We start from the raw sequence: 22,356 nt of genomic DNA on the forward strand, positions 1-22,356 counted from the left end.
ACATGACTGCAGTTACTGCGAGCATGGTAAAAGAATTACGTGACCGTACTGGTCTTGCAATGATGGAATGCAAAAAAGCATTAACAGAAGCAGACGGTGACATCGAATTAGCGATTGATAACCTTCGTAAATCAGGTCAAGCAAAAGCAGCTAAAAAAGCTGGTAATATTGCTGCTGATGGTGCAATCACGATTGCTCAAGAAGGTAACAAAGCAATTCTTTTAGAAGTAAACTGTCAAACTGACTTCGTTGCGAAAGACGAAAACTTTGCTGGTTTCTCTGCTAAAGTTGCTGCTGCTGCACTTGCTGCTGGCGTAACTGACGCTGCTCAAATTGCTGAATTGAAACTTGAAGACGGTTCAACTGTTGAAGAAGCTCGTATTGCGCTTGTTCAAAAAATCGGTGAAAACATTCAAGTTCGTCGTGCTGCAATTGTAGAAGGTGAAAACCTTGCAGTTTACAAACACGGTTTAAAAATTGGTGTTGTTGTTTCTTACACAGGTTCTGCTGAAACTGGTAAAGGTATTGCAATGCACGTTGCTGCGTTCAACCCAGTTGCTGTAACTGCTGAAGACGTTTCTGCTGATCTTATCGCTAAAGAGAAAGAAATTGCAGAAGCTAAAGCAATTGAATCTGGTAAACCAGCAAACATCGTTGAAAAAATGGTAACTGGTTCAGTTGAAAAATACTTGAACGAAGTTGTTCTTGAGCGTCAACAATACGTTATCGACAACGACAAAAAAGTTGCTGAAGTATTGAAAGCGACTGCAACAACTGTAGCTCAATTCGTTCGCTTCGAAGTAGGTGAAGGTATTGAGAAAAAAGCTGAAATGAGCTTTGCTGAAGAAGTTGCTGCTGCTCAGGCTGCTGCTAAATAATTTTACTTTTTAAGTATAATTATTGAAAACCCCTCATTTGAGGGGTTTTTTATTGCTGTTGATTTTATAGAAAAATAAATTCAAGAAGAATCAGTAAAATGATTTTATACAAATGATGGGCGTTATTCTTTTATAATCTCTATTATTCATATTGCTTAGACTAAAACTTAATGGCAAACAAAACGCAACTTGGTATTGGTGCTGCAATCGCTGTAATTGTTGCTGCTTATTTTGGTATTGACCTAAACCAACAAAACAAGGCATCAACTGAGCAAGCTCAAGTTAATTCCCAAGATCAAAACAATCGTGCTGCACAATTTGATTCTAAATCAAGTGATCAGCAAAATTTTCAAAACACGCAGTCAAACAATAGTCAAAATCAGCAAGGGTTAACGGTTATTCGTCAAGCTTTTGATGGAAAGTTGAGTAATGTTCAAGTTCAGTCGGAAGGGCGAGTAAAAGCAATATTACGTGACGATAATCAAGGTTCCCGTCATCAAAAATTCATTCTTTCGTTGGATAACGGCTTAACTGTCTTGATCGCACATAATATTGATTTAGCGCCACGAATTAATCATTTACGTAAAGGCGATCGTGTTGAGTTTTTTGGAGAGTATGAATACAGTAATCAAGGTGGTGTGATTCATTGGACACATCATGATCCAAGTCGCCGTCATAAAGATGGTTGGCTAAAGCATGATGGAAAAACCTATCAATAAATAGTGCATTGTTCATTCGGTTCTATAAAATTTAGTTGATTGTTATTCTATTCAGATTTAGACAGCAATTTTGTTCTATACCTTGTTTCTAATCGTGCTATTTTTAAGCCATCAGAAGACGTTTGAATCGAAAACATGCAGGAGTGGGCAAACTATTTCCACCTTAAAGAATTAGGTGGATTAGAGTTGTTAAAAGCACAGTATCACCATAAGCAATTTTCAAAGCATGTGCATGAAGGTTATTGTATTGGTGTGATTGAAGATGGTGCGCAAAGTTTTTATCGAACAGGGCAGTTACATACAGCGCCGAAAGGTGACATTATTTTAGTCAATGCAGATGAAATTCACACAGGTTCATCTGCGGTTGAGTCGGGTTGGAAATACCGAGCAATTTATCCAACACCCGAAATGTTGCTTGATGCAGGGCAAGATTTTTTTAGTGTCAAAAATAGTGTGCCTTGGTTTCCTCATGCTGTTGTTCACGATGTTGGCTTGGCACAGCAGTTTAGCTTACTGTTTGATCTGTTGGAGCAAAAAGAAAATACGTTGCTCAAGGAAAGTCTGTATTTATCAACTTTGGCTCGTTTAATCAGTCGCTATGGTCGAGCAAAGTTAACGCCCGCAGAGCTTCCTGAAGCACAACGTAAAGTTGAAATTGTCAAAGATTTATTGAGTGCTTTTCCTGAGCGTGATTATTCATTGACTGATTTGGCTGCAACTGTAGGATTGAGTCCTTGGCACTTTTTGCGAGAATTTAAAAAGTATACAGGGTTGCCGCCACACAGTTGGTTGGTACAAGTCCGTTTGCATAAAGCACGGCAATTATTAAAACAAGGTTATACGATCGCAATGACAGCACAGAATTGTAGCTTTTCAGATCAAAGCCATTTTAATCGACATTTTAAAAAGGCAATGGGGATAACACCTTCCCAGTATTTAAGCACTTTAAATATTTAGCCTAATTCAATATCTTTTAAACGTCATAAGAAATCCTTAGAACAGCAATAAAGCAGCAATTTCATGCAAGCCACGTCCACTGCTTTTGAAGATACTCATCCTATTCGTGGTTTTGGATTTAATTAATGAGTCATCAATTAGAACCTTGTTCTGCTGACATTCAATCGCAATCCGACTTGAATAAAAAAGCATTTTTACGCGGCGTTGTTGATATTTTGCCTCTATCAATCGCTGTATTGCCTTGGGGGATTCTAGCAGGTTCGATGGCAATCAACGCAGGATTGACCTTTGCTCAGGCTTTTTCGATGTCAGCTGTTGTATTTGCAGGTGCTGCTCAACTGGTGAGTTTGGGTTTGGTTATGGCGGGGGCTTCGGTTTGGACCATTTTTATTACGGTGTTTTTCTTAACCAGTCAACATTTGATTTATGCCTTGAACTTCCGTAAGGATGTAACTCAATTTTCTTTTAGACAGAGACTGGTGATCGGCTTTCTGCTAACCGATGAATTATTTGCAGTAGGAATAGGGGAAAATAAGCAACGAACCTTCGCTTATCTATTTGGCGCTGGCTTATGTTTTTATTTAGCATGGTGTTTATTTAGCTTATTTGGCATCTTGTTGGCAAAGTCGATACCTAATTTAGAAAGTTTACATCTCGATTTTTCGATTGTTGCAGTATTTATTCTCATCATTGTGCCGATGATTAAAACCAAGGCAACCTTGATTGGGGTGATCTTTACCTTAATTTTTGCCTGTATCTTTAAATATTTTCAATTCGAAGGTGGTATTGTATTGTCAGGAATTTTTGGCATGTTGAGTGCGATGTGTGCAGCAAAGTTGACAAAACTTAGAAGCTTAGGAGTTCAACAATGACATGGTTATTGCTACTAAGCTTGGCACTTATCGTATTTCTAAATCGTTATTTCTTTCTCGAACCCAAAGTTGCATTTAAGTTACCGCATTGGATTGAAAATATGTTGCAGTATTCTGCACCTTGTTTACTCACCGCCATTTGTGCACCGATTGTGTTCTTTAATGATCAACAATTGCGAGCTTTACCTTTAGATGCTTATTTTTTAACAGCGATCATATGTATTGTTTTAGCGCTGATTTCTAAAAAAATCTTAGTCAATCTTGGTCTAAGTCTACTGTGTTTCTATGGTTTATTTTACTTATTAAGTTGACTGTATCTGAAGGGAAAAGCTGATATAGAATTTCCCCTCAACGTATTTGCCTTAAAAAGCCAGTTTTTGGCGTGTTTTCCATTTTGGCAGTACTTTACTTAGATATGCATCCATGCACCATACAGGACCAATCAAGAGAAATTGAAGATCTTTAAAAAATGAAGGTTTTTTACCCTCAATTTTATGCCCATAAAACTGTCCAATCCATGCCAAAACAAACACGCCAATATAAAAACCAACGCCAACAGGAAGCAGATAGATCACCCATGCCATAACAGCAATCAATGCGGTCATGGCGACAGCAAGCACAATATCTAAGCGGGTGTAGAAAACCAGTGTAAGCACTAAAAGAAGGGCTGTAAGCAAGGCACTAAAATGTGCAAGGATTCCAATGATGGCAAATAAAATCGCAGGAACACAGACCCAATGGATGGCTTTATTGGTTTTGTTTTGATGACTTTCACTATATTCATCAAACCATTCAGTAATGTTTTTCATTTGGCGCTCCATGCAGATGGTTGGCTTTATTGTTCATCTAGCTTTAATTTTCCTGAAAATAATATAATTCAGAATTGGCTTGAGGTCAAAATCCGACTGACCAAATCAATTCCGATTGTTTTAGTCGACCTATTTTAATGCATGCTTTGATAAAAATTTAAGATATCACGTGCCCAAGTTTGGTGTTGCGGTTTGAGCGTGACTTTGATTTCTTGAAAGTTGGTGATGTCATTACCGTCACTTTCATCGCTATAGTAGGCGATACCATGTGTATGTGCGTTGTGGTTGGGAATCTGATAACTAAAATAAACTTTGTTTTTGTTCACTCTGACGATCTTTAATAGATGATTTTTGTCCTCAATAGCACCAAACTCATTGGCTAGACTGAGTTTTCGAACATTTGGAAAATATAAACTGGCACTGTGCATGGCACAGCCAACACAAGCAGATGAATTGTAAATTGTGATCGCTTCATCTTTTTGAGGACTTGCGAGTACAGCATAAGCGACACCAGAAGGTCCTAAATCTGTACTGATGACCTGCCATGTTTTAGGGATGAGTACGGGACCAATACCAGGTAACAAGATAATTTTGAAATTTTTAGCCTGTGTTGTGGACAATTGATAATTAAATTGACACTTCACAGCTTGGGTTTTGTTGTTGTTACATACGGAATCGTCTTTATAAAAGCCAGTATCGTTAAATGGATTGGGAATGGCAGCAATATACGTGTCGACGAAAACATCATGATTAAGTCTGGTCGCTGGCAGCTTTTCGATGTGGTGTTGTTGATGTGGCGCTTTGTTATTTTTCAACGCTGGAAAAGTGGCTTTGAATATGGAAATATCGCCATAAGCAAAACCACTGAGCAGGAATAAAATCATGATTAAAATTTTTTGCTTGAGCATGACTTATCCTTTTTGATCTTTATTGAGGGCGTTGATAAATCAATCGACCTTCTTTATAGGTCGCTAATATTTTAATGTCTTTGATCTTTTGAGAAGGGACTTTTAAAGGGTCTTGATCTAAAAGTACAAGGTCCGCTAATTTTCCTTGCTCTAAAGTACCTTTATTTTTTTCTTCAAAGTACTGGTATGCAGCCCAATCAGTCACTGATTTTAAAGCAATATAGGGACTGACTTTTTGATCTTCACCTAAAACATCTCCAGAACGGGTCGTTCGATTCACAGTGGCATCAATCACCATCATATTCTTGGGTGGAATAACAGGCGCATCATGATGTTCAGTAAAAATCATATTCTTGCGTAAAGCAGATCCAGTTGGGGAAATTCGGTTAGCGCGTTCTGCGCCAAGCGTTTCATGTTTGTGCCAATCACCCCAATAGTAGGTGTGTAATGAAAAGAATGATGGAATCAGTCCAAGTTTTTTGGCTTGATCTAATTGATCTTCACGCATGGTTTGGGCATGAATAATGACATTACGGCGGTCTGCATATCCATATTGAGTATTTGCTTTTTCAATGGTTGTTAAATATTGATCAATTGCAGCATCTCCATTGGCATGTGCAAGAATTTGCCAGTGATTCTGATAAGCAAGATTAATTGCATCTTGAACTTGTTTGATATCAGGATAAGCAGGATAACCTCGATAATCTTTGCTTTTGCCTTCTGGTGGAACAAGATAAGGCTGAGTGAGCCATGCAGTTTTGCCTTGAGGAGAACCATCTAGGCTGATTTTTACCCCGCCAATTCTAAAATGGTTTTGGTAATTTAGACTGCTGCCATTTTTAAGCATGTAGTCTTTTTCATTCATGATGTCGGGATAAACTACAACATCAATATTTAATTGGTTGATGGCGGCAAAACTTCGCCACAATTCAGCTGTGCCGTGATCAGCACGACCTTCTTGTACAGTGGTATAGCCATTTTTGATGTAAGTATTGAGCGCTGTTTTTGCCATATTTTGCATGATCTCAGGTGGCACTTGACTAAAAGCAGTTGCCATTGCTGAGAAAACGGCAGCTTCTTCAAGTACGCCATTGGGTTCTTGAGAATTTGCTTTACGGCGAATAATCCCTCCAGTTGGATTAGGTGTATTCTGATTGATGTTTAAAACCTCAAGCGCTTTATGATTGACTGAGGCTAAATGACCTGATTGGTGTAAGACAATAATAGGATGGTTGGTCGAAACCAAGTCTAAATCATCAGCGGTTGGGTGGCGTTTTTCATTCAGTTGCGCATCATCATAGCCATTGCCAATAATCCATCCTGAGGTTGCCTTAATAAAATCAGGATTTTTTTGTTGCCACAAGGAAAGTTCATGAATCAGAGAGGGGATATCGGATACATTGCCATCTGGTGTTGGATAGAGGTTGGCAACAGTTTGCTGTAAACCCACACTGTTTAAATGGCTATGTGCATCGATAAACCCGGGGAGTAGAGTATGACGTTTTAAGTTAATTACTTGAGTATTCTTTTGTTTAAGTTTCTGTGCTTGGTTTAAATCACCTGCAAAGACAATTTTTCCATCTTTGACAAACAATGCTTCTACATAATGTGGTGACATCCCCTGCATGGTTAAAATCGAGCCACCATAAAAAAGTGTACTGGCTTGTGGAAGGGTAGTTGTGACAGTTTGAGATTTTGTGGGATCTGATTGAGCGATGTTGGTACAAGCACTGAGCAAGCCAAAACTACTGATGCAGATGATAGGAGCAATAAATCGAACAAGCTGGGATGGGTTAAGTTGCAACATAGTGAATCACCCTAGTTTTTGTATTGTTAGAATTGAATATACGTCGCTACAATTGAATTCAAAATAGCGAATAGAATAAGAATTAAATTAACAAAGATTTCATGCTAAGTATAGAAATGATGTTTACTTTTCACATATTTAAACTGGGCTATTTAGTCACTTTTATGAATGTAAGATTAGAATTGATACAGATTAAACCAGTCTTTTTCTAAAATAAAGGATGCCCAGCAAAGCAAATGCCAAGCCAATAAATGATGGGGCATAACCAAAAGGCGTTGCAAGTAAGCCAACAATAACTGCACCTGCAACAGCACCGCCATAATTAAAAATATTAACTCGAGCAATAATTTCATCTCGTCGATTTTCATCTAAACGACCTGCGGCGGAAAAGGTCAATGGAACCAAGGCACCTACGGCGACACCAGCCAGCGCAAAACCAATGATTACGGTAACGAGTGAATGACTTATTCCAGATAATACACATCCAAATGCTCCGATCAGGATTGTGACTAATGCAACCCATGTGGCTGTTTTAAATCGCAGCAAATAATCAAGACTTAATCGCGTCAGTAAAATTCCAATTTGATAAGCTGCATAACCTAAAGGAGCAATCGTTGCTGAACTTGCTAAAACATCTTTGAGATAAATGGAGCTCCAAGTACTGATTGCGGAGTCGACAGTAAATACAATTAGGATAATTAGCCCAAAAATAAGTAGTTGTTGATATGGGATGGCTGGCTTCTGCTGTGGATTTAATTCTGCACACTGTTTTTGCTGAAATAACCAGTTTCTAGACAAATGCGAGGTGATGCATGCAATCACCACAGCGATGCATAATGCTGTCGTTGCGCCAAGTGGGGTTGAAACAGTGACTGACATCATCAATGCGCCTAGAAAAGCAGCCGCTGTATAGCAAGCAAAGAAACCGCCAAAAACACTTTTCCCAAGTCGTTGTTCCATCATGACGGCTTGCATATTAAGTGCTGCATCTAAGCAGCCTAGTCCAAGCCCATACACTAAGAAGCTCGCAATCATCAGCATCACATTTGGGCTAAATGCAGCAATTGCTATTCCAATGGCTTCAAAAATAAAACCAGTCACAATGGCAAGTCGTGACCCCAGTTTAACCGCTATACGATCGGCTAAAATTGAACCGAGTGCTGCAGCAATACAGACTCCTAGAATGATCATTGCTAACTGGTCTTCAGTTAACTTAAATCGGTCTTTTATCGTGGGGAGAGCAGTCATGACTGTGGCATAACCAAGTCCTTGTGTCGCAAACCCGAGCGCAATCACTTTGTGTGTTTTGCTGAGTATTCGATGATCTACACGGTGGATCTTATGGTTTGCTTCCATGCTGGACTCACTTGCCTAATTTTAGATTTTTGCTTTTTTTGGATATGTTCTCGAACACTTCCTGTGCTCATTGAATTTTAATTTTGATTGGAAATAATTTTAAAGAAAAGGGGAATAATTAAAAAATAAGGGGGCAATTCGGACATGAGTATTTTTAAGTGATAATAAAAAAGCCACTGGAAAGTGGCTTTTGTTAAATGCATGCAGTGATTTACGAGTTTGGACCGTCTACGCGTTCAATATTAACGCGTGCCGTTCCTGAATTTGTAATACCTAAACGCTTCGCAGCGCCATAAGAGAGATCGAGTACACGATTACCATGGAATGGACCACGATCGTTAACTTTAACCACAACACTCTTGCCATTGTCTTTATTGGTTACACGAATAAAGCAGTTTAATGGCAGGCTACGATGAGCTGCTGTGAGATCATTCATATCGAATGTATCACCACTTGCAGTTTTACGACCGTGAAACTGACGACCGTACCAAGATGCAACACCAGTTTGGCTAAATTTGCGAACTGTATTAGAAGCAACTTCATTAAGTTTATCAATTACTGAAGGCTCATCTTCAGGAACTTGAATCTTTGCTGCAATAGTTTGACGACGTACTTGGTCGCCAGAACGTTCAGTAATTGACAAACTGTTTAGGTTTGAAAAATGAGAATTGAAATTTGTTGAATCTTTGCTAATCACACGAGAAGCTAGACTCGAACTATCCGAATCATTATTTAAATATGATGACTGAACCATTTCTGAGTTGACTTGCGTCATACTCAGACCCATGGTCAGGGCCATCACACATTTGAGTGAAGCATGCATCGTTTAACTCCTTGGAACCTCAATTTTAACTTTCTAAGTCGCTGAAAATTAACCATAGAGGTCTGTAAATTCACTTTTGCAACTGCATTTAACGGAAAGGATAATATTCAAGCTGCATTAAAGGTGTCTAGCATTATTTAAGAAACCGTTACAAAAAGGACAAATTCTTACAGGTTTTGATTAAAAAATAACCAATATTGTAACGATTTATTTAAAAAGTATATAATGTGATCAAATTAACAAAAATATTTCTTGACTTATTCTATCTAAAGGAAATTGTAAGTCTTATCGACTTACAATTTCAGTGCCTAAAAGCCATAAAGCGGTGGCATACATGCGGCTTCTATTATATGTGGTAATCACTTGAAAATTAGGATAAGTAATATAATAAATAGGACCATTTGTGTCTTGTAACTGAATAATATTGACCAAGTCTAAATCATCAATTTTAACAATTGGGTTTAATGGAGAAATTCCTAAATTTTTCAGTGAACCATAAGGAACAGGTTGGGTTAAATCTTTGGCAATGATTGCATCAGGATTGTTTCCTGTATATCGCGCTAAAAATGCAATCGGTTGATCGCGTTGCCAACCATGCTGAGCAAGATAGTTCGCAATAGAACCAATTGCATCTACAGCAGAGTTTCGCAAGTCGACATGACCATTGCCATCATAATCCACACCAAACTTAGACACATTACTTGGCATAAATTGCGGATAGCCTACAGCACCTGCATAGGAACCAACAATCGAGTTGGTTGGAACACCATCTTTATATGACCATGCAATAAGGGCACCTAATTCATCCTGAAAATATTGAGCACGGCGAGGATAACCAAAACCCAGTGTAGCAAGTGCATCACGGGTGATAAATGAGCCCTTATTCGACCCATATCCTGTTTCAACCCCTAGAATGCCCAAAATGATCGATTGAGGCACACCAAACTGCTGTTCTGCGCGATTTAGGGTATCTGCATATTGTTGTTTGAAACGCACGCCACGCTGAATAGTGCCTTCGGCTAAGAAGTTAGTCTTATACTGATACCAAGGCTTGCTTTCACCTGGGCGTTCCATGATATTGATGATATTCGGTAAATTGCGTGAACCATTCATTGCCCAATCAATCTGTTCTGCACTTAAGCCGTATGTTTGCATAGTTCTGGCTTTAAAATTATTGTATTCAGGGTTGCTGGCAAAATCATTGGCTTGACAAAAACTGGTCAGTGAAAATGCTGCCGCACAGAAAGTGATATTTTTAACCTTCTGTAAAAGCCCAAAAGTAAGCATAGGTTATATTTCCTAATTATTTATGATAAAAAATTAACGATGCGTATGGATCGACATCACAATGCCAAAAGTGGCCATTAAAGTAATAATTGCCGTGCCACCATAACTCATAAAGGGTAGTGGTACACCGACTACAGGTAAAATACCACTGACCATGCCTGCATTTACAAATACATAAACAAAAAATGACAAAGCAAAAGCACCGGCAACCAAACGTCCAAAATTATGAAAGCATTGTAGACTCATTTGAAAGGTTCTAAAGATGATACAAAAATAGATAGTGATGAGTAGTAGAATACCAATCAAACCAAATTCTTCCGAAAATGCAGCAATAATAAAGTCAGTGTGACCTTCTGGTAAAAAGTGTAAATGTGATTGAGTCCCTTCTAAGTAGCCTTTGCCCATAAATCCGCCTGAGCCAATCGCCGTTTTAGATTGAATGATGTTCCAGCCTGTGCCTAAGGCGTCAGCTTCAGGATTAAATAAGGTGAGAACACGCTGTCGTTGGTAATCATGCAGTAAAAACTCCCAAGCCACTGGAATAACCACAACAGCTGCGCTAACCGCACCTAAAATCATTTTCCATGAAAGCCCACTGAGAAACAGCACAAAAATTCCACTGGCTAAGATCAACAGTGATGTCCCTAGATCAGGCTGTTCAGCGATTAGGATAAAAGGTATACCAATCATCAATAATGACAACACTACATTCTTAAAGCTTGGTGGAAGTGGATTACGTGATAAAAACCAAGCAATCATTAAGGGCATACCAATTTTTAAGAACTCACTGGGTTGTACACTACCGAAGCCTGGGATACCAATCCAACGCTGTGCGCCCATTCGCACTTCACCAAATAGCTTAACTGCAACCAGACAGACCAAACCAAAAAGATAAAAATATGGTGCGAATGCTTGATAAACTTTGGGTGGGACTTGGGCTAAACTGCACATCACTAAGAAACCGATCCCAAAACTCATTGCTTGTTTGGAAACCAACCCCATATCCTGTGCCGATGCGCTATAAAGCACGGTTAAGCCCAGTAATGCATTTAAAATGAGAAATAAACTCAACCAAGGGTCAATATGTAGTCTTTGCCAACGAGAAGGGAGCGTGGCGGTGCTTAAACCATCACGAGGAGAATGCCGTAAAAATTTATATTGAGCGCTTGGTGCCATTGGTCTATTTTGTACAAAAACATGTTTCGCGCATGCTATCACAATCCCCCCCGAAGGCAATGAATATCAATACTTCGCAACAAAATTATGTTTGAATATTTAGAGGGAGTTTTTTATAGATGAAAGATGTTAAAGCTAAAGCTGAATCGCCAATTTACGCTGATATGGTGAGATTAATTCAACAATTTTCTGTACGCTCCAATAGTATATAATTATAACTATGAATAATTATTTGAATTTAAAAAGAAATTATATATTTTAAAACTGACAGATTGAGAGCATGAAAAAAAATGCCCTGAATCAAAAGGGCATTTTTATATTCAAAAAATCAATTAAAATTTATTGATCAATTAAAAAATAAAGTGTCGTAATATTCTGCAACTGCTGTAATTTCATCCTTATTTAAATTTGGAATCAATTTATCAATTGCGATATGTACAGCTTTACCTACAGCTGCTGCACCAATATCTGCTGCTTTACGTTTAATCATTCCTAAATCTAGGGTTTTATTAAAGTCACGCATAAAGTGGTTGGTAGTTGCATCAGCAAACTGTTTAAATTGCTCTGCTAAAACGGCACGATTGACATCGCCATTGGCTTGAACTTCAGCAAAGCTATTTTTTAGGTTAATAACCAAATTAGGATCTAAGTTAACCCCAACCCGATATTGACCTTGCGGATCTTTAAATAGACTACGTTCTGAAAAATCTACAGACTGGCGAACCACATCATTGTCTGCCTTACTTAATAACTGTTTAAGTAATACAGCAACGGTTGATTTGACATAACCCGCGAGTTTTTCCGCAGTGTCTCGCTTGTCGCTTGCAGGGAAACGACGAACAAGTTCAATCAAAAGCGTATCAATAATTTCTTCATTAATGAGTAAGGCTGTTTGATCACGTAAAGGATAGAGTGGTTCGTTAGAGTTTTTTTTCTCGATACCTGTCTGAATATTCTTGAGTAGTTCTTCAGAAGGTACAAAACCAAAAAAAGGCATGTGTTCAACCTCAATGTTTATTGTCGCGCCAATCGAATTGGGCTTGGCATCCATGATTCATCAGATACACGACACGGATTAATATCTAAACCGCCACGGCGTGTATATGTTGCATAAACCATCAGCTTTTCTGGTTTTAAATTTTGCCAAATATCGGCAAAAATTTGTTCCACGCATTGTTCGTGAAAACCATTATGCTGACGATAGGAGATAATATAAGCTAAAATACTACGATAACAAGGTTTTTTACCTTGATAACGGATAAAAACAGTTCCCCAATCAGGTTGACCTGTCACAGGGCAGTTACTTCTTAATAAGTGTGAAAATAGTTGAATTTCAACATTTTTATCTGTGTTTGAAGTGTTTTGATCGAATTCCAAAAGGCTAGCATCTGGATGATTGACCAGACGGTCAGGTTCTTGATCATCAATACAAATACCTGTCGGTTTGGTAATGTCTAAATCATCCACTTGAAACAAGGTTAAAGTGACAGGTGCTTGCGCTGCTTGAGACAAATCTTTTTCAACAGTATCGATAAAAGCTTGACGGGAATCAAACTGAGTAAAGTTCATGCTATTAAAATACAGCTTGAGTGATTTAGATTCGATCAAATTCGGTGATGTTGCTGGGAGTGCAATACGCCCAATCCCAACTTGAGGAATTCCCTTAGCATTTAGCCAAGAAATTTCGAAAACATGCCACCAATCTTGACCTTGATATATGCCTTCAACTTCAGCATATTGTTCACGTGCTTGTGCACGTGATATTGGGAAAAGAATTTCAGGCTGATAGGTAGTCGGGTAATTGGTTTCTTTACCCAATAAAGATTGTTCAACAGACATTATTCACGCATTCCTGAACCACGAGAAAGTAAATAGTAAGCAACACCATAGAGTAAGCCACAGCAAAGTGTCACTATGATTAAAGACAAAGTAACATTGACATCACTATGACCTAAAATTCCAAAACGGAAAGCATTAACCATATATACGATCGGGTTAACTAAAGAGAGATTTTGCCAAAATGGGCTTAAAGCACTGATCGAGTAAAATACTCCACCAAGATAAGTCAGTGGTGTTAATACAAAGGTTGGAATAATTGAAATATCATCGAAAGATTTTGCATATACAGCATTGATAAAACCACCCAAAGAGAACAATAGTGAGGTCACAATCACCGTATATATGGTCACGAAAATATTATGTATATAAAGGTCAGTGAAAAACATACTCATGGCAGTGACAATCGCACCGACAAGCACACCACGACACACCCCGCCAATCACATAACCACATAAAACCATGTGTAATGGAACTGGGCTCATGATAAGCTCTTCAATACTTTTTTGAAATTTGGCACTAAAAAAACTTGAAGAGACGTTGGCATAACTGTTGGTAATTACAGCCATCATAATCAGACCGGGTACGATGAATTGCATGTAGCTAAATCCACCCATTTGACCAATCCGAGAACCAACCAAATTACCAAAGATCACAAAGTACAAACTCATGGTAATGGCAGGTGGTAATAGTGTCTGTGGCCAGATTCGCATAAAGCGGCGAATTTCTTTTAAGACCAGTGTGTAAAGTGCAATTTGCAGTTGATTAAAATTCATTGTGCTGCTCCTTGCAGGTTTTTCTCCACTATTTTAACAAAGAGTTCTTCCAGACGATTCGATTTATTACGCATACTGCGTACACGAATACCTTGAGCTTCTAAAAGTTGGAATAAATCATTTAAAGCGTGTGCTTTGTCCATCGTGACTTCTAGTGTCATTGGATCAATTAAATTAAATTTAACCCCGATGATGTCAACAGTGATGGGCTCGATTGGATACTCCAAATCAAAAATAAATGATTCTTCACTGAGTTGATTTAAAAAGGCTTTCATTGAGGTGTCCTCTTTAATCACACCACGGTCAATAATCGCGATTTGGCGACAAAGCATTTCAGCTTCTTCCAAATAATGTGTGGTTAAAATAATTGAGGTGCCTTTTTCATTCATTTCAGTGAGAAAGTCCCACATTGAACGACGCAGCTCAATGTCTACCCCAGCAGTTGGCTCATCTAAAATTAAAAGTTTCGGTTCATGCATCATGGCACGGGCAATCATTAAGCGGCGTTTCATCCCACCAGATAGCATCCGACCTTGAGTATTACGTTTTTCCCATAATCCAAGTTTTTCTAAGTATTCTTCTGCACGTTTTTGTGCAATTTTTGGAGGAATACCGTAATAACCTGCTTGGGTCACTAAGATGTCAAAGATCTTTTCAAATTGACCAAAGTTAAACTCTTGAGGGACGACACCTAAACATTGTTTGGCATTTGATGGATGGGTATCTAGGTTGTGTCCAAAAATTTCCACGGTTCCTGAAGTTTTACGTGTCAAGGAACTGATAATACCGATTGTTGTAGATTTACCTGCACCATTCGGTCCTAAAAGTGCGTAAAACTCTCCTTCTGGAACAGTTAGATTGATTCCTTTGAGTGCTTGGAATCCATTTCTATAGGTTTTCGATAAATCTCTTAACGTCAAGGCATCAGTCATGAAATTCTCACATGGTTTCTGGAGTGTGTATTGTGAGCGATCTTTTTGAATAAACCAAGTAAGTTAGACGGAATTCTACATTGCAATTATAGAACATTGTTTAAAGCATGATCATCAATGAAAAGAGTTGTTTTATAAATGCTTTACCTCACGGTTTTTTTTGTTATGATGTGCCATCTCAATTTAAGCGCCCATAGCTTAACTGGATAGAGTACAGGTTTCCGAAGCCTGTGGAGTGGGTTCGAGTCCCGCTGGGCGTACCATCTTGCTGTTCCTCCTTGTTCCAATTTGTCTCAAAAACCTTTATATTAAAAGCATTTAGGCATTCTTATTGTCTCAGCTTGTCGCAGTTTGTTCTTCTGTATACCTTCATAATAAGGGTACATTTGGGGGCATGCTGTAAAATCGAATAAAAATGTACCGTAAAATGTTTAGTTTTTTAGCGATCTGCACTGCTCACTTTTTTAAGTATTAGAGTAAAGAGTGGTGCGAAAGTTAATCATGCTGAATTTAATGAAATAAGAAATAGTTTAACTTTTAATCTTTGTAAAAATGGTTTAATCATATAGTATTGATCTGTATTATGATTTTGGGCATGAATAATGAAGAAAATACTTTTAATTATTGTAATCAGCCAATCACTTCTAGCTTGTGCAAGTCTCAGTACACAGCGCTATGAAACACTCAATGATCTAATGCAATCATGGGTTGGTTCGTCAGAAGAAAAACTAATTAAAAAATGGGGATTACCAGATAAAAGCTATACCTTAACAAATGGAGGAAAAATAATTTCTTATGAAACATTTGTTCATCCAGGGCGATATTGTGAAGAAAAATTTATGCTTGAAAAGGGTATCATAGTGAAGTGGGGGCACTCTCGTTGTGATCTGAATTTGAATAATGCCAAGAAAATATCAAAAGACATTCCGATTCCACAACCTACTCTTTGATTATTTAAAATATAGATTCCTTATTTGAAGTAGATCAACAAAGAGGAGGTTCTTTATTTAAAATAACAATTCTGTAATTTTTACTCGAAATCAACTAATATTGATATGTTGAAAGAGTCTTGTATAACAGGATTGTCGTAGAGCGATGAGTCAAAATTTTTGTAAATTGTGTAATAGACCCACAATGACTGAAAAAAAGCATTGTCAATCATGTGATATAGAGAATAAAAGTGGTTTTTTTTCGTTGTCCATGTTTATTTTGTTGATGGTAACTTTTGCTTTTACCGCAACGAAACTATTACAAGCGGAGCCTCAAGATGATGAAGTCGTTTCGATAACGACTAATGTTGATACGACATCTCAGCGTTATTTTTAAGAATATTTGGTCATAAAAAGGCACCCTCCAAATTAGATTAAAAGTGTCCAACTTTCGGATGCGGTTCAATTTAGCGAGTTTTTTATTCAAACTAAGCATCAACAATAAAAAATACTCTATAATTCACTTGATAAAGTTCTAGTTGATTGCTCAAAAGATTATGATGTGCTGTTTTTATGTTCTATGGAGGTTTGTTTCTGCTTCTGACTTGGCATATAGTCTGGTTCGCTAGACATCGCCAGATACAGGAAAGTAAAAAAGATAGACGTTAAAATACCAACAATAACAATGAATTTCCAACCTAATGCTGTTGATTCTAGATCATCAGATGATGGCGTATTTTTCATATAAAACCTCATAGAGGAAAAAAGATAAATGGGTATGCCTTATATCACAAAATTGATCAAAATACTTTCCCAGCATATCAGCAAGGCGCTTTCACTCCATAAAAGCTATAATTTGGTTTTGTTTGTTAAGCATTGTTAAATATCAATTTTATAAAAAATATTTAGAAAATTTAATGTCTTAGATACATAGATAGGATTGTCTAAGACATATACCTCAAACAGAAAAATAATAGATGTTGACTCGAAATTTGAGTTTCGCAATGAATTATTTTAAGATTTAAAATGATTAAAACATCACCGATAAATGATAGACTTTTCACAAAATAATTCACAAACATGGATGCGCCAATCATGATGAAACAGCCTACTTTCGCAAGAGGTCTATTAATTATTTTAAATTAATTTAATGGGTAAATTTTTATATCACTGAAAATATAATAAAATGTTGATGAAAAATAAATTGTTGTTGAAAATAAATTTAGAATATTTGATATAGAACTACACTTTAAAATCAATAAGCTAGCCTTTTAAAATTTTATAATTTAATAAAATCAATTATTTAAACGGTATATTCATAATTAATATCAAAAAACGGAAAAGAATAAGCATTCTGGTCATGATCTTATTGTACGACGAAATATTTTTAGATACTTTATACTTAATAATAAGTGTTTGAAGAATAATTTATCAAAATAGTTTTGTTATTTTGATATGAGGAGGTCAAGGAGTGATCAATATAAATGCCGATACTATTATGATTCCAACAATAAGTGACTTGAAGTCTACAGAAAATAATGATGCTTGCACACAAGCAAGCTCAATATCAGAATGGAAGCAAGAATATTTCCAATTGAGTTCTGGAGTATTTAAAGGGACTACTAAAGAAATACATGTTGGTAATATTCAGATTTTTCAGGAAGCCATGAATCAAATTGTTTACCAAAAATCCACCAGCCAAAAAAATAGCTTTACGATAGCAATTCCTACAAAAATCTGTGGGGAGGGTAATTGGAATGGAAAACTTCTTAATAGAAATAACACACTTCTATATTTAAGACCTAATTATGAGCATTTCTTTAAAACTCCAATTTTTTCAGATCTATATGGAATTACCTTAAATGTTGAGTTGTTAAATAAATATTTTGAAGATAGTGATATTTATTTATCAACTAATATTAAGGAGTTGAATTTGTTAGATAATAATTTTTATTTGGATATTGTTGGTCGAATGATTGGGATATTTAAAGTTATAGAAAAAAATAAAAAAGAAATGAAATACTTAAACTTATATAGTCATCTAGAAAGCGAGGTTTATGATTTATTATTTGATATTTTTAATTATATGCCAAAAATTAGAAATAAATATCCAAGTCAATATGTTGCTTGTTATTTGATTGATTGTACTAAAGAATTTATTTTCTTTAATAAATCAAAGAATCTTAATGTCTCTGATATTTGTAACGAGTTAAAGGTAAGTCGCAGGTCACTACACTATTCATTTAATAAAGTTCTAGGTATTAGTCCAGTGGTTTTTTTACGTTATATAAGACTTAATGGTGCAAAACAGGAAATTATTATTAAGGATGGTAATGTATCAATAAATGATATTGCTTTAAAGTGGGGGTTTGGACATATGGGTATGTTTAGTTATTATTATAAACAACTATTTTCTGAATTACCTTCTCAAACAGTCAAAAGATATTTAATGAAATGAATTATATCAGTATTTAAGGAATGGAATAAGTTTATTTAGCTTAAGGAAATAAAATGAAAAAGTTACAGAATAAGGTGGCATTTATCACGGGTGCATCACAAGGTATGGGTAAATCGCACGCATCAATATATGCGAAATATGGTGCAGATTTAGTGCTTATTGATATTTCTGATACTGTCAAAATTGTTGCTGAAGAATTAAGGCAAAAATATGGCATACGAGTTCTTGCAGTAAAAGGCAATGTTACACAACCAGAAGAAATGAAAAAAATAGCGGATCAAGCTCAAGAATACTTTGGAAAGATTGATATTTTAGTATGTAACGCAGGTGTCTGCCGTTTTGCAAAGTTTCTAGAGTCTACAGATGCTGAACTAGATTTCCATATTGATGTCAATATTAAGGGAGCATGGCATACATCCAGAGCTGTAATTCCACATATGATTCAATCAGGAGGTGGATCTATTGTTGTAATGTCTTCAATCACGGGCGATTTGACATCTGATCCAGGAGAAGTTGCTTATGCTCTTTCAAAGGCTGCACTAATTGGTTTCACTAAATCTTTAGCTGTTGAAATGGCTAAATACCACATTCGTGTAAACGCAATTTGCCCTGGGTTTGTATTAACCCCTATGGCGCAACAAATCGCTGAACAAAGCAATCCAGCTAATCCAGAGCAAGTTTTAACGGATATGGCAGAGGCAATACCATTACAACGTCTAGCAAATCCAGATGAGATAGGCGAGTTATCCGCATTTTTGGCTTCTGAAGAATCTAGTTATATTACAGGAACCCAAATTGTTATTGATGGTGCATGTACGATTACTGAAACTGTTAGTGTTGGTATTTAATGAAAATATTAATGTACCAAGTATAAAATGGGATATTGAGATTAATGTTATTTAATCATTTTGATTAAGGTAAGGAAGCTCTTCTCCACTGTGAGAAATTTGCACTATTTTTTTAGATGCATATTCTAAAGTGCATAGTTTATTTTATATAGAAATAAACTATGCTTAGAGATCATAATATATTTCCAGTTTTATTAATTTAATGAATTTAACATGACTCAATAATAAATTAAGTAGTTATTAAAAGAGAAAAAATATGCTAAATTTGGGAAACTTTATCATATATTTGATTATGGTTGGAGCTGTCGTTGGTGCACTTTCAGCTATTATCAAGCCACATAGTGATCTTGGAAAAGAATTTGTAAATGGTATACATTCCATTGGACCTGTATTTATGGCACAAGCAGGTATCATGGTTTCGATTCCATTTTTATCACAAGGAATTACATATTTTCTTGGTCCTATATTTAATAGCTTAGGTTCTGATTCATCTATAGCAGCTTTATCTATTATAGCAGTAGACATAGGAGGATACCAATTAGCCAATGCTATTGCAGAGACTAAAGAAATGTGGATTACAGCATCTATGGTTGGCTACACCTCTGGTGCGACGATAGTTTATCTCATTCCTGTTGGTTTAATGATGCTTAAGCAAGAAGATCATAAATATTTAGCACTAGGAGCAATGGCTGGATTAATAAGTATCCCTTTCGCTGTAATTTTTGGATTATTTATTATTACGATGTTTAACATACCTATTCGAGAAGTTATTACAACCTCAGGTCCTGCCTTGGTACATTTAAAAGGGAGCTTGTTTGAAATTTTTAAAGCGTTAATACCATTATTCATATTCTGTTTTAGTTTAGCGGCAGGTTTAAAGTTTAAGCCAAATGCAATGGTTGTAGGATTTCTTATTTTTGGCAGAATATTAGATGCTTTTATAAAAATGATTCTAGCTTTATCAATTGTTGAACATTTTACTGGCTTATTTAGTAAAACAATAGGTTGGGGTTTTAGCCCTATGTTTGCAGATTCGAAAGATTTATTTAGAGCAATTGAAGTCGCAGGATATATTGGAATTATGTTAGCAGGCACATTTCCAATATGCTATTTGTTTCAGAAATATTGCCAACCTTTTATGAAAATTGTGGGTAAAATATTTGGGCTCAGTTCTACTGGAGCAGTTGGATTTATTACTGTTTTGGCAAATATTATTGCTACCTATCATCTATTTAAAAATATGAACGCTAGAGATAAAGTAATTTGTGTGGCATTTGGTATTTGTGCACAAGCGACGATTGGTGATCATTTAGCTTTTACTGCGAATTTTCAACCAACGTTAATACTTCCAGTTGTATTGGCAAAGTTGTTCGGTGGCTTCATCGCAATTTTAATTGCAATTAAGTTTTGTGTGAAAATAGCTGAAAATTATGATAATTCTAAAATAACTTAGTGTTTTAAATGTTTGTTGATGATCAAGTTTATTATAAATTTGATCTCTTGCGTTAGTCAAAATTTGAGCAGGAAAGACCTTTGATTTATAAGGTATTGCATAAAGTTCAAATGATTAAAAAAACACTTTCGCAAGAGGTCTATTCTATTCAGGTTTGAGTATTAATTGAAAATCCTGAAAGTTTTAATGATAAGTTTACTAACATTGAGCCTGTAAAAACTTCTGTGTAAATGTCGCTTAAATGAAAGCGTCTAAACGACCTTCAAATTCAATCATAAACCGACTCATAGCAGCACGCCAATCCCGAATTGGCATATTCCACTTTTTTGATGCAGCTTCAATTGCCAAATAGATTACCTTTCTGACCGAGTCATCGGTTGGAAAGAGCTTACGCTTCTTGATTGCCTGCCGAATCACACTATTTAGTGATTCAAACTTGCGGAGCAATACTCCTCAGGTGGTGTAAATCGCTTTACGAATATCTGCTGGATAAGCAAACAAGGTATTTAGGTTCTGCCAGTGCCCGTACCAAGATTTGCTAATCTGCGGGTATTTATCATCCCATGTGCTCGCAAAGACTTCTAATGCCTGCAAGGCAGACTCTTCAGTAACAGCTTGATAAATACGCTTCAAGTCACTGGTGACGGCTTTATAGTCCTTCCAACTCACATATTTCAAACTGTTGCGTACCATGTGGATAATACATAGTTGAATGCGTGTTTGTGGGTAGACGGTAGTAATCGCATCAGGAAAGCCTTTCAAACCATCTACACAGGCAATCAGAATGTCTTGTACACCACGATTCTTTAGTTCTGTTAGAACGGACAGCCAGAATTTGGCACCTTCATTCTCGGCGATCCACATACCCAGCAGTTCTTTGTGACCCTCAAGGTTAACACCCAATGCTAGAAAGACAGCTTTGTTAATAACGCTGTTGTCCTGTCTGACCTTCACCACAATGCAATCAAGGTACACGATGGGGTAAATGTTATCGAGTGGGCGATTCTGCCACTCAATCACTTGCTCTTTAACCGCATCTGTCACCTTGGAAATCAAACTAGGAGATACATCTGCATCGTATAGTTCTTTGAATGTACTGACGATTTCACGGGTGGTCATGCCTTTGGCATACAGCGATAGGATTTGGCTATCCATGCTGGTGATTCTGGTTTGGTGTTTCTTCACCAATTGTGGTTCAAATGTACCATCACGATCACGTGGGGTATTCAGCTCAAACTCACCATCACCCGTGAGTAGTTGCTTCTTACTGTAGCCATTACGTGCATTGCCTTTGGCACTAGGTGGTGACGCTCATGCCCTAAATGCTCGTGAGTTCTGCATTTAGGGCTGTTTCAACGGTAAGTTTCTTTAGAGCTTTACTGAATTCATTCAGGTCAGAATCTGTTTTTAGGTTTTTGGCAAATTCTTTTGCAGTGCCATCAATTGACTGTGATCCATTGTGGATGTCTCCATCTATCCCTATTACAGGGTACTAAGATTTGGACATTTACACAGTTTTATTTACAGGCTCG

The 22,356-nt window shown here is 36.8% G+C and carries 21 protein-coding genes, 1 tRNA gene and 1 pseudogene; 10 read left to right on the forward strand and 13 right to left on the reverse strand.

Translation table 11 applies throughout. The features are described from left to right. The first annotated feature begins 2 nt into the window (after window positions 1–2). The 5 genes from tsf (at window position 3) to ACINWC743_RS18345 (ending at window position 3,737) form a co-directional block, all read left to right on the forward strand. A complete protein-coding gene (tsf, locus tag ACINWC743_RS18325; RefSeq protein WP_004722025.1) occupies window positions 3–878 on the forward strand; it encodes a translation elongation factor Ts in 876 nt (291 codons plus the stop codon). Window positions 879–1,048: 170 nt separating this feature from the next. Next, window positions 1,049–1,597: a DUF3465 domain-containing protein gene (locus tag ACINWC743_RS18330; protein ID WP_009586500.1), complete on the forward strand. Its 549-nt coding sequence runs from the start codon at window positions 1,049–1,051 to the stop codon at window positions 1,595–1,597. Window positions 1,598–1,732: 135 nt separating this feature from the next. Next, window positions 1,733–2,554, forward strand: a complete 822-nt coding sequence (locus ACINWC743_RS18335) for an AraC family transcriptional regulator (RefSeq protein ID WP_009586446.1) — start codon at window positions 1,733–1,735, stop codon at window positions 2,552–2,554. A 125-nt stretch (window positions 2,555–2,679) separates the two neighbouring features. Next, window positions 2,680–3,426 carry an AzlC family ABC transporter permease gene (locus ACINWC743_RS18340; RefSeq protein WP_009586443.1) on the forward strand — a complete coding sequence of 249 codons (747 nt, stop codon included), beginning with the start codon at window positions 2,680–2,682 and terminating at the stop codon, window positions 3,424–3,426. Further along, the gene (locus ACINWC743_RS18345) at window positions 3,423–3,737 is read left to right on the forward strand and encodes an AzlD domain-containing protein (protein WP_004831697.1); all 315 of its coding nucleotides are present in this window, start codon (window positions 3,423–3,425) and stop codon (window positions 3,735–3,737) included. Before ACINWC743_RS18340 ends, ACINWC743_RS18345 begins: the two co-directional genes overlap by 4 nt. 51 nt (window positions 3,738–3,788) lie before the next feature. Here the strand turns inward: ACINWC743_RS18345 and ACINWC743_RS18350 are convergent, their stop codons facing one another. The 11 genes from ACINWC743_RS18350 to ACINWC743_RS18400 form a co-directional block, all read right to left on the reverse strand. Beyond that, entirely contained in the window at window positions 3,789–4,235 is a 447-nt protein-coding gene (locus tag ACINWC743_RS18350) for a DUF962 domain-containing protein (RefSeq protein ID WP_005030417.1), read from the reverse strand. Between the two features lie 134 nt (window positions 4,236–4,369). Next, window positions 4,370–5,143, reverse strand: a complete 774-nt coding sequence (locus tag ACINWC743_RS18355; protein WP_009586458.1) for a DUF4850 domain-containing protein — start codon at window positions 5,141–5,143, stop codon at window positions 4,370–4,372. 19 nt (window positions 5,144–5,162) lie between these two features. Continuing rightward, on the reverse strand, window positions 5,163–6,950 hold the full coding sequence (locus tag ACINWC743_RS18360; protein WP_009586457.1) for an amidohydrolase: 1,788 nt from the start codon (window positions 6,948–6,950) through the stop codon (window positions 5,163–5,165). 192 nt (window positions 6,951–7,142) lie between these two features. After that, window positions 7,143–8,306 (reverse strand): MFS transporter, encoded by a 1,164-nt coding sequence (locus tag ACINWC743_RS18365; protein WP_009586507.1) that lies wholly within the window; start codon window positions 8,304–8,306, stop codon window positions 7,143–7,145. Window positions 8,307–8,517: 211 nt separating this feature from the next. Beyond that, on the reverse strand, window positions 8,518–9,129 hold the full coding sequence (locus ACINWC743_RS18370) for a septal ring lytic transglycosylase RlpA family protein (protein ID WP_009586515.1): 612 nt from the start codon (window positions 9,127–9,129) through the stop codon (window positions 8,518–8,520). A 285-nt stretch (window positions 9,130–9,414) separates the two neighbouring features. After that, the gene (gene mltB, locus ACINWC743_RS18375; protein WP_004831688.1) at window positions 9,415–10,416 is read right to left on the reverse strand and encodes a lytic murein transglycosylase B; all 1,002 of its coding nucleotides are present in this window, start codon (window positions 10,414–10,416) and stop codon (window positions 9,415–9,417) included. 33 nt (window positions 10,417–10,449) lie between these two features. Further along, a complete protein-coding gene (gene rodA / locus ACINWC743_RS18380) occupies window positions 10,450–11,592 on the reverse strand; it encodes a rod shape-determining protein RodA (protein ID WP_009586461.1) in 1,143 nt (380 codons plus the stop codon). A 346-nt stretch (window positions 11,593–11,938) separates the two neighbouring features. Then, complete coding sequence (locus tag ACINWC743_RS18385; RefSeq protein WP_004831684.1) at window positions 11,939–12,589, reverse strand: hypothetical protein; 651 nt, start codon at window positions 12,587–12,589, stop codon at window positions 11,939–11,941. Window positions 12,590–12,606: 17 nt separating this feature from the next. Beyond that, the gene (queF, locus tag ACINWC743_RS18390) at window positions 12,607–13,431 is read right to left on the reverse strand and encodes an NADPH-dependent 7-cyano-7-deazaguanine reductase QueF (protein WP_009586505.1); all 825 of its coding nucleotides are present in this window, start codon (window positions 13,429–13,431) and stop codon (window positions 12,607–12,609) included. Continuing rightward, window positions 13,431–14,204 (reverse strand): ABC transporter permease, encoded by a 774-nt coding sequence (locus ACINWC743_RS18395; RefSeq protein ID WP_004831680.1) that lies wholly within the window; start codon window positions 14,202–14,204, stop codon window positions 13,431–13,433. The genes queF and ACINWC743_RS18395 overlap by 1 nt, the downstream gene beginning before the upstream one ends. Beyond that, the gene (locus tag ACINWC743_RS18400; RefSeq protein WP_005030406.1) at window positions 14,201–15,136 is read right to left on the reverse strand and encodes an ABC transporter ATP-binding protein; all 936 of its coding nucleotides are present in this window, start codon (window positions 15,134–15,136) and stop codon (window positions 14,201–14,203) included. The genes ACINWC743_RS18395 and ACINWC743_RS18400 overlap by 4 nt, the downstream gene beginning before the upstream one ends. A 187-nt stretch (window positions 15,137–15,323) precedes the next feature. Between ACINWC743_RS18400 and ACINWC743_RS18405 the strand changes: the two genes are divergently transcribed. Together ACINWC743_RS18405 and ACINWC743_RS18410 are read left to right on the forward strand one after the other, a co-directional pair. Continuing rightward, a tRNA-Arg gene (locus ACINWC743_RS18405) sits at window positions 15,324–15,399 on the forward strand. A 339-nt stretch (window positions 15,400–15,738) separates the two neighbouring features. Then, window positions 15,739–16,086, forward strand: a complete 348-nt coding sequence (locus ACINWC743_RS18410; protein WP_004831587.1) for a hypothetical protein — start codon at window positions 15,739–15,741, stop codon at window positions 16,084–16,086. Window positions 16,087–16,620: 534 nt separating this feature from the next. Here the strand turns inward: ACINWC743_RS18410 and ACINWC743_RS18420 are convergent. Continuing rightward, entirely contained in the window at window positions 16,621–16,809 is a 189-nt protein-coding gene (locus ACINWC743_RS18420; protein ID WP_009586460.1) for a hypothetical protein, read from the reverse strand. Window positions 16,810–17,536: 727 nt separating this feature from the next. Here ACINWC743_RS18420 and ACINWC743_RS18425 point away from each other — a divergent pair. The 3 genes from ACINWC743_RS18425 to eutH all read left to right on the forward strand — a co-directional run bounded on the left by ACINWC743_RS18425 (window position 17,537) and on the right by eutH (window position 20,824). Continuing rightward, entirely contained in the window at window positions 17,537–18,523 is a 987-nt protein-coding gene (locus ACINWC743_RS18425) for a helix-turn-helix domain-containing protein (protein ID WP_009586440.1), read from the forward strand. A gap of 53 nt (window positions 18,524–18,576) precedes the next feature. Then, window positions 18,577–19,371 (forward strand): SDR family oxidoreductase UcpA, encoded by a 795-nt coding sequence (ucpA, locus tag ACINWC743_RS18430; protein WP_009586447.1) that lies wholly within the window; start codon window positions 18,577–18,579, stop codon window positions 19,369–19,371. Window positions 19,372–19,627: 256 nt separating this feature from the next. Then, window positions 19,628–20,824: an ethanolamine utilization protein EutH gene (eutH, locus tag ACINWC743_RS18435; RefSeq protein ID WP_035301415.1), complete on the forward strand. Its 1,197-nt coding sequence runs from the start codon at window positions 19,628–19,630 to the stop codon at window positions 20,822–20,824. Between the two features lie 237 nt (window positions 20,825–21,061). Here eutH and ACINWC743_RS18445 read toward each other — a convergent pair. Beyond that, window positions 21,062–22,282, reverse strand: a pseudogene (locus ACINWC743_RS18445) (IS256 family transposase). Window positions 22,283–22,356 lie beyond the last annotated feature (74 nt).

The sequence above is a fragment of the Acinetobacter sp. WC-743 genome, from assembly GCF_000335555.1.
GTDB lineage: Bacteria > Pseudomonadota > Gammaproteobacteria > Pseudomonadales > Moraxellaceae > Acinetobacter > Acinetobacter bereziniae.

Bases quoted from the DNA above. Each gene is read 5' to 3' on its own strand.
- eutH (WP_035301415.1), top strand. From the start codon at position 19,628: ATGCTAAATTTGGGAAACTTTATCATATATTTGATTATGGTTGGAGCT.
- ACINWC743_RS18385 (WP_004831684.1), bottom strand. From the start codon at position 12,589: ATGCCTTTTTTTGGTTTTGTACCTTCTGAAGAACTACTCAAGAATATT.
- ACINWC743_RS18355 (WP_009586458.1), bottom strand. From the start codon at position 5,143: ATGCTCAAGCAAAAAATTTTAATCATGATTTTATTCCTGCTCAGTGGT.
- ACINWC743_RS18335 (WP_009586446.1), top strand. From the start codon at position 1,733: ATGCAGGAGTGGGCAAACTATTTCCACCTTAAAGAATTAGGTGGATTA.
- ACINWC743_RS18345 (WP_004831697.1), top strand. From the start codon at position 3,423: ATGACATGGTTATTGCTACTAAGCTTGGCACTTATCGTATTTCTAAAT.
- tsf (WP_004722025.1), top strand. From the start codon at position 3: ATGACTGCAGTTACTGCGAGCATGGTAAAAGAATTACGTGACCGTACT.
- ACINWC743_RS18370 (WP_009586515.1), bottom strand. From the start codon at position 9,129: ATGCATGCTTCACTCAAATGTGTGATGGCCCTGACCATGGGTCTGAGT.
- rodA (WP_009586461.1), bottom strand. From the start codon at position 11,592: ATGGCACCAAGCGCTCAATATAAATTTTTACGGCATTCTCCTCGTGAT.
- ACINWC743_RS18420 (WP_009586460.1), bottom strand. From the start codon at position 16,809: ATGAAAAATACGCCATCATCTGATGATCTAGAATCAACAGCATTAGGT.
- ACINWC743_RS18400 (WP_005030406.1), bottom strand. From the start codon at position 15,136: ATGACTGATGCCTTGACGTTAAGAGATTTATCGAAAACCTATAGAAAT.
- mltB (WP_004831688.1), bottom strand. From the start codon at position 10,416: ATGCTTACTTTTGGGCTTTTACAGAAGGTTAAAAATATCACTTTCTGT.
- ACINWC743_RS18410 (WP_004831587.1), top strand. From the start codon at position 15,739: ATGAAGAAAATACTTTTAATTATTGTAATCAGCCAATCACTTCTAGCT.
- queF (WP_009586505.1), bottom strand. From the start codon at position 13,431: ATGTCTGTTGAACAATCTTTATTGGGTAAAGAAACCAATTACCCGACT.
- ACINWC743_RS18360 (WP_009586457.1), bottom strand. From the start codon at position 6,950: ATGTTGCAACTTAACCCATCCCAGCTTGTTCGATTTATTGCTCCTATC.
- ACINWC743_RS18365 (WP_009586507.1), bottom strand. From the start codon at position 8,306: ATGGAAGCAAACCATAAGATCCACCGTGTAGATCATCGAATACTCAGC.
- ACINWC743_RS18340 (WP_009586443.1), top strand. From the start codon at position 2,680: ATGAGTCATCAATTAGAACCTTGTTCTGCTGACATTCAATCGCAATCC.
- ACINWC743_RS18350 (WP_005030417.1), bottom strand. From the start codon at position 4,235: ATGAAAAACATTACTGAATGGTTTGATGAATATAGTGAAAGTCATCAA.
- ACINWC743_RS18395 (WP_004831680.1), bottom strand. From the start codon at position 14,204: ATGAATTTTAATCAACTGCAAATTGCACTTTACACACTGGTCTTAAAA.
- ACINWC743_RS18330 (WP_009586500.1), top strand. From the start codon at position 1,049: ATGGCAAACAAAACGCAACTTGGTATTGGTGCTGCAATCGCTGTAATT.
- ucpA (WP_009586447.1), top strand. From the start codon at position 18,577: ATGAAAAAGTTACAGAATAAGGTGGCATTTATCACGGGTGCATCACAA.